The 9,988-nt window shown below is 66.3% G+C and carries 9 protein-coding genes; 1 reads left to right on the top strand and 8 read right to left on the bottom strand.

Annotated elements, in window-relative coordinates:
- Window positions 1–16 precede the first annotated feature (16 nt).
- On the top strand, window positions 17–1,003 hold the full coding sequence (locus tag D5041_RS18990) for a tripartite tricarboxylate transporter substrate binding protein (protein WP_265285475.1): 987 nt from the start codon (window positions 17–19) through the stop codon (window positions 1,001–1,003).
- A 171-nt stretch (window positions 1,004–1,174) separates the two neighbouring features.
- Here D5041_RS18990 and D5041_RS18995 read toward each other — a convergent pair whose 3' ends face one another.
- The 8 genes from D5041_RS18995 to D5041_RS19030 form a co-directional block, all read right to left on the bottom strand.
- Window positions 1,175–2,083: a hypothetical protein gene (locus D5041_RS18995; RefSeq protein WP_010104246.1), complete on the bottom strand. Its 909-nt coding sequence runs from the start codon at window positions 2,081–2,083 to the stop codon at window positions 1,175–1,177.
- Window positions 2,083–3,147, bottom strand: a complete 1,065-nt coding sequence (locus D5041_RS19000; protein ID WP_265285476.1) for a type IV toxin-antitoxin system AbiEi family antitoxin — start codon at window positions 3,145–3,147, stop codon at window positions 2,083–2,085. Before D5041_RS19000 ends, D5041_RS18995 begins: the two co-directional genes overlap by 1 nt.
- Before the next feature lie 211 nt (window positions 3,148–3,358).
- Complete coding sequence (locus D5041_RS19005) at window positions 3,359–4,075, bottom strand: 4'-phosphopantetheinyl transferase family protein (RefSeq protein ID WP_265285477.1); 717 nt, start codon at window positions 4,073–4,075, stop codon at window positions 3,359–3,361.
- 50 nt (window positions 4,076–4,125) lie between these two features.
- Complete coding sequence (locus tag D5041_RS19010; RefSeq protein WP_265285478.1) at window positions 4,126–5,880, bottom strand: ABC transporter ATP-binding protein; 1,755 nt, start codon at window positions 5,878–5,880, stop codon at window positions 4,126–4,128.
- The gene (locus tag D5041_RS19015; protein ID WP_265285479.1) at window positions 5,873–7,654 is read right to left on the bottom strand and encodes an ABC transporter ATP-binding protein; all 1,782 of its coding nucleotides are present in this window, start codon (window positions 7,652–7,654) and stop codon (window positions 5,873–5,875) included. Before D5041_RS19015 ends, D5041_RS19010 begins: the two co-directional genes overlap by 8 nt.
- 190 nt (window positions 7,655–7,844) lie before the next feature.
- The gene (locus D5041_RS19020; RefSeq protein ID WP_265285763.1) at window positions 7,845–8,234 is read right to left on the bottom strand and encodes a VOC family protein; all 390 of its coding nucleotides are present in this window, start codon (window positions 8,232–8,234) and stop codon (window positions 7,845–7,847) included.
- Window positions 8,235–8,292: 58 nt separating this feature from the next.
- Window positions 8,293–9,069: a GNAT family N-acetyltransferase gene (locus tag D5041_RS19025; protein WP_265259042.1), complete on the bottom strand. Its 777-nt coding sequence runs from the start codon at window positions 9,067–9,069 to the stop codon at window positions 8,293–8,295.
- Between the two features lie 71 nt (window positions 9,070–9,140).
- Entirely contained in the window at window positions 9,141–9,884 is a 744-nt protein-coding gene (locus D5041_RS19030) for an ArsR/SmtB family transcription factor (RefSeq protein ID WP_265285480.1), read from the bottom strand.
- Between the last annotated feature and the right edge of the window lie 104 nt (window positions 9,885–9,988).

Raw genomic sequence — 9,988 nt, forward strand, 5'->3', positions numbered from 1 at the left:
CCGGCGAGCGCGTCCAATGCACCCGACCGACCGACGGCGCTGGCTGCGCCGCGCGGCCGCGCTGGGGCTGGGCGCGTTGCCGCCGCGCGCCGCGCTCGCGGCAGATTCCGGGGACTTTCCCGCGCACCCCGTGACCCTGTGGGTGCCCTGGCCCGCGGGCGCGGCCACGGACATTGCATTGCGCCTGCTCGCCGAGCTGGCCTCGCCCGGCCTCGGGCAGGTGCTCACGATCAGGAACCGCGCCGGCGCCGGCGGCACGCTCGCGATGCCGGTGCTGCAACAGGCCCGGCCCGACGGCTACACGATCGCCCAGATGCCGTACCCGGTGTTTCGCGTCCCGCACCTCCAGAAGGTGCTGTGGGACCCGATCCGCGACGTGACGCCGATCCTGCAACTCTCGAGCGTCAGCTTCGGCATCCTGGTCGCCACCGACAGCCCCCTGCGTTCGCTCGACGAACTGTTCGCGTACGCCCGTGCGCACCCCGGCGAATTGAGCATTGCCACCAACGGCGTCGCAACGACGCCGCACGTCGTGCTCGAAAAACTGTTCACCGCCCGCGGACTGCGCTACATCCACGTGCCGTACAAGGGAACGGTGGAACAGCTGAACGCGATCGCCTCGGGGCAGGTGATGGCCGGGGTGAGCTCCACCGGCTTCGGCCCGGCGGTAGACGCAGGAACGCTCCGGCTCCTGGCGCTGTGCTCCGCGCAGCGTTCCCGGCGCTGGCCGCAGGTGCCCGTGCTGCGCGAACTCGGCTTCGACATCGTGGCCAATTCGCCCTACGGCCTGGCCGGACCGCGCGGACTGCCGCCGGACCGGCTGTCGGTGCTGCACGACGCGTTCAAGGAAGCGCTTTCCGCCCCCCGCTTCCATGCACTGCTGGCCGAATACGACCAGCAGGTCGACTACCTCGGCCCGCACGCGTACGCGCAGTCCTGCCGCGAGATCTTTGCGCAGGAGCGCGCCGCCATGCAGCAGTTCGGGCTTGGTGCCCAGCACTGACCGGACCGTTCCGTCTCGACGCCCCGCGCCATTCGGACCACGCATGGCAAGGGGCGCTGACACCACGCACATCGGAGGTCCGTCATGCAAGCGTTGAATTCGGCCGAATTCTTCGAGACTCAGTCACGCTGGAGGACACCTCACCCGGGCGTCCAAGTGAGGACGATCGACCTACTCCTCCCCGCGCCCTACCCTCTGAAGGAACTGCTCGATGAGATCGCTGGCTTGCCGCTGCCGCAACGCCCTCGCCTCGCGCTGCTCCGGCCCATCGCCCTCACCCAGTTCGAACTTGGCGACCGATACCGGACCGTCCCTGCGATAGCCCTCGGTCCTTTCGTCGCCCGCGAAGCGGCTGCGCAGGATCGCCAGCGAGGCTTCGACCACGGCACCGTGCCTTCCAGCAAACTCCTGACGAAAAGCTGCGGCCGCCGCGTCGAGCCCTTCGGGCGCGTGCTCGATGCAATAGATCAGGTCATGCGCATCCTTGCGCTCGAAGCGCTGCTCGAACGCGAACGACTTCAGGCAGGTGAAGCTGACGAGGTTGGCGTGCTTGATTTTCTCGGTAGCAACGCCGTTGTCGCCTAGCAGATCGACCTGAATTTCCGTCACTTGGTGCAGGTCGAAGACGATTGATGCGTGCGGAATGTTCAGCGCCGAGATCGTGCCCTCGGTCGGCAGCGGCTGCACCCTGCCGCCGGCGATGTCCGGCGCGTCGGCCAGCAATTCCAGCACCATCAGCGCACCGTGCTCGGTGCGGGTCTGCCAGCGCCAGGACAATTTCTGCCGCCGCTCGTTTTCTGCGCGCTCGAAACCCATCCGCTTGAAGTTGTCCTCCAGCGTGTGGTACGCATCGGTGTCGGCCAGGATTTGCAGGTCGATCACGATGTCCACGTCCAGGGTGCCTGCGTGTGCAGGCACGGCGGGTGGCCGCGCCGGCACGAGGTATCGCGGTGTGAGCCCGCCGACCAAATAGACGGAGTCCTTCCAGGGGCCGAGTCCGCGCAGCAGGGTCACCAGGACGCGCTCGCAGTCCACCGTGTACTGGTCGCTGTAGCCGTCGAGCGTCGCAGGCTTGGCCATCAGAAGCCGATCCTTTCCTTGCGAAAGTGCTCGGCCATTTCCTTCGAGCGGCCTTCGCCGCGCAGCAGGTCCAGGTAGATCTGGATCGGGCTGGCCAGCCAGAGTTCTTCCAGGCGCTCGCGGAACAGCAGTTCGCCTGCCGACTTGGTTTCGATGATGGCCAGGTTTGTGCCCTCGGTGACCATGCGTGCGCCCAGTTCGCCCAAGGCGGCTTCGGCGGCCTGCCCGGGCAGCAGCCGCAGACGCAGCTGCGACACGCTGGACAGGAAGGGCGCCAGTTTCTGGGCAGCGGCCTCGTGGCTGATGGCGTATTCGACGCCCCGCCCTTCCAAGGCTTCGGCAACGCGCATTGGCAATGCGTCAGACTTGGTCGCCGGTACGTAATACCTGCGCAGCACGGGCGGTCGATCGATCTTCACCTGCCCGACCCATGCGTCGAGCAGTGCGGCAGGCTCCCCGAGGCTGCGCTCCTTGTTGGGGCCCTGCCCCCTCGACGCGAGCCAGTCGAAGCGTTCCAGTTCGGTCAGCACTTGAGACGCGGTGGCTGGCGACACCTGCGAGAGCTGGGACAGTTCGGTGACACCGAACCACGCTTGGCGGTGAAAGAGCAGCGCGTGCAGCACCTGGGCGCGCCGCCCCGAGAACAGCGAACGGATTGACTTGACCAGCGTCTTGGGTGGGGGTTTGTCGATGTAGAGATAGATGCCGGGGGCGGGCAGGTAGAGGCTTCCGCCACTGTCGTAGTAACCCACCCCCTCGGTCCTGAGCAATTCCTTGGCGCCAGGCGAGATCGACTCGGCCGCAATCAGCGACACAGCCTCGCCTTCATGGCTTCCTGCCCAAGCCCGGTTGGCGTCCCGGATCTGCCAGATCACCTGCCGAACGTCACGGGGATAGACCGCTTTCTTGGCCTCCACCAGTACGGCCAGCGACTTCCCTGCCACGTGCAGATCGACCGCGGCATCAAGCCCGCCCGGGCGTTCCCAGCGCTCGGCATCCACATGGACGTCGGGAAGCTCGCGCAACGCATCCACGAGGCGCGAGACCAACTCCTGATCGGTCATGGTGAGTGCTGACATGCTTTGCGGTGGTTTACTGCACAGTGAATTTCCGCACTTTACCGAATTTTCTGCTGAAAATGAATATTTACTGCGCAGTGAAAATTCGGCCTCACTGGCGTCCCAACGTCGGGCTCGCGGGCTACGCCCCGTGCTTCGTGTCGAATCCCGGCCATCCGGCCGGCGTCGCTGCCGGGTTATGGCGAGCTCAGCCATTTCAGCGCGGCGCTGCACAAACAGTTTGGCATTCCGCCCAGCGCGGCTCGCCGGCTTGGCTGAGCCGCCACCACCGCAGGCGGCGCCAAGCCGCGTCCGATGCCAGCGCCAGATGGGTGCTGGCATCGAGCCTCGCGTGCCAAGCGTGCCAGTGGCGCCGGGCATCGTCGTAGCAGTCGATCGATCGCTGCGTTTGTTCCAGGCGCAGGCGCGAGAAATCGAGCGCCAGGCCTTGGCCGCAGCACTTGCTGACGGCCTCTTTGAGCGTCCAGGCTTTCAGGAACGATGCGCTGTCCGTCAGGTCCGGCTCTTCAGGGTGGCGGATGGCTGGCCATGGCAGCGGGATGTCTGGCTCGCGGGCCTGCTCCACGTCAACGCCGACCTCGGCGTCACGACGCAGCGCGAGACTGACCCACGCGCCACTGTGCGAGAGGTTGAAATGCAATGCGGCGTCCACCAGCCGGGGCTTGCCGCGTGCGTCTGCGGCAAATGCCAGGCGCTGCGGCGACGCGCCGAGCACCGCCCCGATGACCCAGCGTTTGAGCGCGTGCGCCGCATGGTGGCGCTGGCGATCGGCGGCGAACCGGTACGCGTGCCAGCGCTGCTGCTCGCCTGCGTCGAGCCACGCCGACGGCAGGGTCGCTGCGCTCGCCACCGGCGCGCAGACGATCCTCACCTCGCCGTCGTGCAAGGGCGCGCCGAGACCCTCCAGGGGCATCGCTCCTGCATCCTGCGCATGCCACGCGACCCGTTCTGCGTCGGGCCGCATCACGCCCCGTCCAACGGCGCCGCCATGGCCTCCTGCGCACGCCACAGCTGCGCATAGAGCCCGCCCTGCGCGAGCAGGTTCGCATGCGTGCCCCGCTCCCGTATCCGGCCCTGATCGAGCACGAGGATCTGGTCGGCGTGGCGGATGGTGGGCAGCCGGTGGGCGATCATGATGACCGTGCGCCCGGCGACCAGCTGCGAGAGCGCCTGCTGGATCTCGTGCTGCGATTGCGCATCGACCGAGGCCGTCGCCTCGTCGAGCAGCAGCACCGGCGCGTCCTTGAGCAGCGCCCGCGCGATGGACAGGCGCTGGCGCTCGCCGCCGGACAGTTGCTGGCCGTTCTCGCCGATGCGCGTGGCGTAGCCATCGGGCAAGCGCTGGACGAACGCGTCGCAACACGCGAGACGGCAGACCTCGATCACTTCCGCGTCGCTCGCGCCCTCGCGGCCGACGCGCACGTTCTCGAGCACGCTGCCGTCGAAAAGCTGCACGTCCTGGAAGACGAAGCCGAGCTGCCGATAGAGCGTGTCGCTGCACAACGCGCGCAGATCGACGCCGCCGAGCGCAATGCTGCCCTCCTGGGGATCGTAGAAACGCGCGAGCAGTTCCAGCAGGGTGCTCTTGCCCGCGCCCGACGGGCCGACGATCGCCGTCACGCCCTGTTCGGGCACGTCGAATGAAATGTCGTGCAACACCCGCTGCGCTCCATATCCGAAGCCCACGTGGCGATAGGACACCGCAAACCCCGGGGGTGCCTCGGTCCGCCCGCCCTCTTGCAGCACGGGCTCGTCGAGCAACTGCTGCAGCCGGGTCTCGCTTTGCACCAGCGCGCGCAGTTCCACCAGATAGGCGGCGGCGTCGAGCAACGGGTCGAGCACTTTGCAGGCCACCAAGACGAACAGCAGCCAGGTCAGGGGCGTGAGCGTCGCATGCGCGATGAGCCATCCCGCGACCGCCAGCAGCAACAGCAGGCCGCCTTCGAGCACGATGCGGTACACCAGCACCGAACCGCCGCCCCAGGCCTCGGCCCCCATGCTGTGCTGGCGAATCTGCGCAAAGCGCGCATCGAGCCCTTGCAACCACGCCTGCGCACGGTGGAACAGCCGCAAGGTGCGCAGGCCGCCAATGAACTCCACGATCAGACCGCTGGTCTCCAGAAACAGCTTCTGCTTGCGCACACCACGCGCGAGAAAGAATCGATTCGCGCCATTGAGGGCCGCGAGTGCCAGCGGCCAGGTCGCGAGCAGCGCCAGCGTCAGTCGCCAGTCGATCCAGACCAGCATGGCGGCAAACAGCAGGGGGACCGAAATCGACGCCAGCAATTCGGCGCTCAGATGCGTGAACACGTCCTCCATGCGCTTGACGTCGTCGGTCATCACCGACGCCAGGTGGCCGATGCGCTGCCGCCCGAACACGCCCAATGGCAAGCGCTGCAGATGATCGATCAGGCGGCCCCGGTAGGCGATGGTCAGCGCGTAGCCGCCGAGGAAATTGTTCATCTGGCCCAGGTAGGACAAGAGCATCTGGCCGAGCACCAGCAGGACGAGCCATGCCGCCGGCTCCACCCATGCCCACGGCCCCGCCACGCCGGGGCCGAACGGCGCGGACCGTGAGAGCCAGAACCAGGCGAGGAAATACGGCGCAATCGCACAGGCGCGCTCGGCCACGTGCAAGGCCAGGCCCGTATAAATGCGCGCCGGGGAATGGCCGCTGGCGCGAATCACGCGCAGGCTGGCCTGCACGAAATCAGCCATGCTCCACCTCCTTGCGACCCGCTCCGCGCGCGGGCTGGAGCGTCCATGCATCGCCCTGCCCCTGCGCCTCCCACATCTGCCGGTACAGCGCACAACGGCGCAGCAGGCTGTCGTGATCGCCGGCGTCGAGCAGGCGCCCGGCCTGCAAAACCACGATCTGCGCAGCGTCCTTGACCGCGTAGAGCCGATGGGCGATGACCAGCAGCGTTTTCTCCGGACAAGCCTCCCGCAGCGCCTGGAAGAAGTGCCGCTCGGTGCGACTGTCGGCAAAGGCCGTACTCTCGTCCAGTACCAGGATCGGCGTATCCGCGAGCAGCGCACGGGCGACCGCGATGCGCTGGCGCTCACCGCCCGACAGGCTGATTCCCGCTTCGCCCACCCCGGTGTGCCAGCCCTCGGGGAGCGCATCGACAAACGCCTCGGCCTGGGCGATGCGCAGTGCGCGGCGCAGCTGCGCTTCCTGCGCGTCGGGCCGAACCAGGCGCAGGTTCTCCAGCAGGCTGCCCTGGAAAAGAAACGCATCCTGGGCGACCACCGAGATCAGTCCCGCGCGCTGCGCCTCGCTGAGCGCGCAAAGCGGCGCGCCGCCGATACGGACTGCGCCGCGATTTGCTTCGATCAGCCCGCCGAGCACATTCGCGACGCTGGTCTTGCCCGCACCCGAGGGGCCGACCAGCGCCGTGACCTGTCCCGCGGCAACGCGAAACGATACCTCGGACAGGACCGGCGCCGCGCCATAGTCAAGGCACACGCCGTCCAGGCACAGGTCGGGCGGGCCGATCGCGGCGGGCACCCGCGGCGCGGGTTCGTGCATCGCGAGCAAGGGCTGCATGCGCCGAATGCCTTCCAGGATTTCACGGATCTGCGCCTGGAAACGCATCAGCTTGAACAGCGGCTTGAGCATGCCGCTGCCGAGCACCAGCGCGAGCAGCAATTCGGACAGGCCAATCTGCTGGCGCTGTTCCAGCCACAGCCCCAGGGGCAGCAAGAGCACGATGTTCGCGTTGAGCAGCACCATGAAGATCGACCAGCCGGGCACGGTGCTGCGCGTGACGCGCCGTGCCAGATCGTGATAGCGCGCGAGTCCCTCGCGCATGCGGCCGAACGAGCGCGCATTCTGGCGGAAGGTTTTCATCACCGGCATGCTGCGCAGGTACTCGACCGAGGCGCTGCTCAACTCGCCGACCGCCTGCTGGTACTGCGCCATGAACCGGTCCATGTTGCGCATGGTGATGGACTGGAGCAGGATCGCCAGCGGCAAGGTGGCCACGGCCGCGAGGGCAAGGCGCCAGTCGATCCACAACAGCACGCCGACCACCAGGATCGGCGCGACGAGCGCCGCCGTCATCTCCACCAAGTGGTGCGCGATGAACTGTTCGAGCCGTTCGACGTCCTGCATCAGCAATTGCTTCAGCGCGCCCGAGCCGTGCTGTTGCAGCCAAGTCAGCGGCGCCCAGACCAGCCGCCGCACCAGGGCCTGGCGCGTGTCCATCAGAACGCGGTAGGCGGCGCGGTGGCTGAGGAAGTAGGCGAGCGCGTACAACAGATATTTTCCCGCCAGCGCGAGTGCCATCCAGCCGACCAGGCGCCACACATCGTGCGCCCTTGCCTGCGCGAGCAGCAGCGCGGCCGATTCGCACAGCAGTGCGTAGGGAACCAGTTCCAGGGTGGCAGCGCCCAGGGTCAGCAAGAGCGCCAGCCCCAGGGGCCGGCGGTGGCCACGCAGCAGGCCCAGCAAGGTGGACCATGGCGCGTCGGCATGGACTTTCGTCATACAACGGTCTCCATTGAATGCACGCAATGGCACGATCCGGCGCACCGGTACGGCGGATGCGTACTCCCGAGCCTGCGGTTGTACGCGCAACGCCGGCAGCCCACTACCCCTATCCGGTCATCCGATCACCCGGAACCGGACTATAGCTTCCGGTCCACGCGATTCGGGTCCATGGTCTTCCGCGCGGTCATCACCCCATGGGAGTGCACAGTTCCACCAGCGACCCGTCGGGGCAGCGCAGGTACGAGACCGTTTGACCCCAGGGCTTTAGCATCGGCGCCGCGATCTCGACGGCGCCCGCCTTCAGGGCGGTCGCGTGGGCCTGCTGCACATCGTCGGTCACGAAAGCAAACTCGACACCCAGCGGTTTCTCGGTCTGGCTACAGTAAACGAAGCCCTGCTTCGAGTGCGACTCCGCGAGCTCGTGCGATGCGAAAGAGAGGATGGTGCCGCCGGTTTCCAACTCGCCGTAATCCCTCTGCTCGGTCATGAAGCGTTGCTTGAACCCAAATGCCTTCTCGAAGAAGGCCAAGGAAGCTGCGACATCCGGTACGTAAACGATGGTGTATCCAAATTTCATCATCATGGGACTTTCAGGCTTGGAAAAACAAACACCGCGTCGCGGGAGAAACGGGTCGTCATGGGGCAGATCCTACCTGGGCGATCAGCAGATAGGCATCCAGAGGCCCCAGAACTTCACGGAAAAGGCGGTCGAGTTGCACCTCACCCGTTGACGGCAGTTTGCCGTAGAGTGCATCCACCACGGCGTACGCATTGCGCAGCAGCAGGGAGTCCTTTTGCAAGAGATGCCTCTGCCCCAGCCATGTCGCCAGCTGCTCCGCGCACCGCAGAACGTTGGCCGGTAGACGATCATGCGCCGCGGGATATATCTTTTCCGGCCCTACCAGACGACGCAATAGCCTGTAGAACACGGGGCTCTCGGTGCGCGCCGTCAGATAGACCTCGGAGAAGCGCTCGCAGGCTTCCTCGGCGCGGGGAAGCCATTGATCCGCAGCGATGCGTTTCATCACGCCGCCAGACTGGTGCCGGGGCACCACCCCGGTCGAGTCGATGTACAGGATCTGTGAGGAGGCGTCCGGCTCGATGATGCAATAACCGGTCCATCCAACGATCTGATCATCGCCCTCGACGAACAACGTAAAGCTCTCCAGCTTGTGGAAGTAATCCTGTTCCCTTCGGAGCTTCCAGTACGAAGTCATGTCCGCTCCGAATGCGGAAGAAGTCACTTCGACAAGCATGGTAAAGAGCCGATCTTGCAGAGAAATGTCGAATGTGCAACCGGGCCGCAGGTAGGTGTGCGCTTGCAGACCGTTCGATTCCAGGGACTGGACCCTCGTGGCGGACGCACTCGATCCCAAGACTTGAGAGCGCGTTGGATAGTGAATGGTGTGCAATTCATTTTCTCCTTGGCAAAGGATTGGGAATGTACGCGGTATGCAACAACGCCCCTGAGGCCCCCTGCATCTCACGAACTTCTATAACTGATGCTCACCTCCGGCAGAGCATGCATGCCGTCATCCAGGCTGCGGTCGATGCCAAAGTGCTGCGCGAGCGCCGACCATCCTTGTTGCGTGATGGCCAGCGCGCGCGATCCCTGCGTCTTCCTCATCCACTTCCACAAGATATAGGCGTCCATCAGGCGTGCGCCCAGAGGGCCTGCCAGATGGTGTTGGCGCTCGGTCCAGTCGAGGCATTGGCGTGCGCAGCGGTCGTTCCCGAGCACCGGGTCGCCGATGTCCAGGCCGAGTTCTTCGAGCCAGCGGCTTCCGGCCGCCGTCAGGGCATACACCCGCTCCTGACCTTCTCGCAGCAAGCCGCGTCCCAGCATCGCCTGGGTCATCGCCACCCCCATCTGACCGGCCAGGTGGTCATAGCAGCAACGGGCGAAGCGCAGCTGCCGGGCCGCGCGATTCGGGGTACGGCGCCAGACCGGTGTCACCGGGCCTATCGCTGCCAGACTCTCCAGCGCGCTCACGACATGGGGTCCGGCCAGCCGGTAGTAGCGATGGCGGCCCTGGCGCTGGACGGTCAGCAGCCCGCCGTCCAGCAGTTTCGCCAGGTGCGCACTCGCGGTCTGCGCGGTCACGCCCGCCGCCTCGGCCAGGGCGCCGGCCGGCCAGGAGCCTCCGTCCGCCAAGCTGATCAGCATCACGGAGCGCACGGGCTCGCCGATCAAATGGGCCACCGTGGAGATGTGGTGCGTCGTCATCGGGTCTTCCTTTCGGATACACGCAGAGAGGTCCGCGCGGCCTCCCCCGGGCCCATCTTCCTCAAGAGGGGTCACGGGGGACGTTAATGCTTGCACGAAATGAT

This window comes from Verminephrobacter aporrectodeae subsp. tuberculatae, assembly GCF_026127385.1.
Classification (GTDB): Bacteria; Pseudomonadota; Gammaproteobacteria; order Burkholderiales; family Burkholderiaceae_C; genus Acidovorax; species Acidovorax aporrectodeae.

Bases quoted from the DNA above. Each gene is read 5' to 3' on its own strand.
- D5041_RS18995 (WP_010104246.1), bottom strand. From the start codon at position 2,083: ATGGCCAAGCCTGCGACGCTCGACGGCTACAGCGACCAGTACACGGTG.
- D5041_RS19020 (WP_265285763.1), bottom strand. From the start codon at position 8,234: ATGAAATTTGGATACACCATCGTTTACGTACCGGATGTCGCAGCTTCC.
- D5041_RS19030 (WP_265285480.1), bottom strand. From the start codon at position 9,884: ATGACGACGCACCACATCTCCACGGTGGCCCATTTGATCGGCGAGCCC.
- D5041_RS19000 (WP_265285476.1), bottom strand. From the start codon at position 3,147: ATGACCGATCAGGAGTTGGTCTCGCGCCTCGTGGATGCGTTGCGCGAG.
- D5041_RS19010 (WP_265285478.1), bottom strand. From the start codon at position 5,880: ATGGCTGATTTCGTGCAGGCCAGCCTGCGCGTGATTCGCGCCAGCGGC.
- D5041_RS19005 (WP_265285477.1), bottom strand. From the start codon at position 4,075: ATGCCCCTGGAGGGTCTCGGCGCGCCCTTGCACGACGGCGAGGTGAGG.
- D5041_RS18990 (WP_265285475.1), top strand. From the start codon at position 17: ATGCACCCGACCGACCGACGGCGCTGGCTGCGCCGCGCGGCCGCGCTG.
- D5041_RS19015 (WP_265285479.1), bottom strand. From the start codon at position 7,654: ATGACGAAAGTCCATGCCGACGCGCCATGGTCCACCTTGCTGGGCCTG.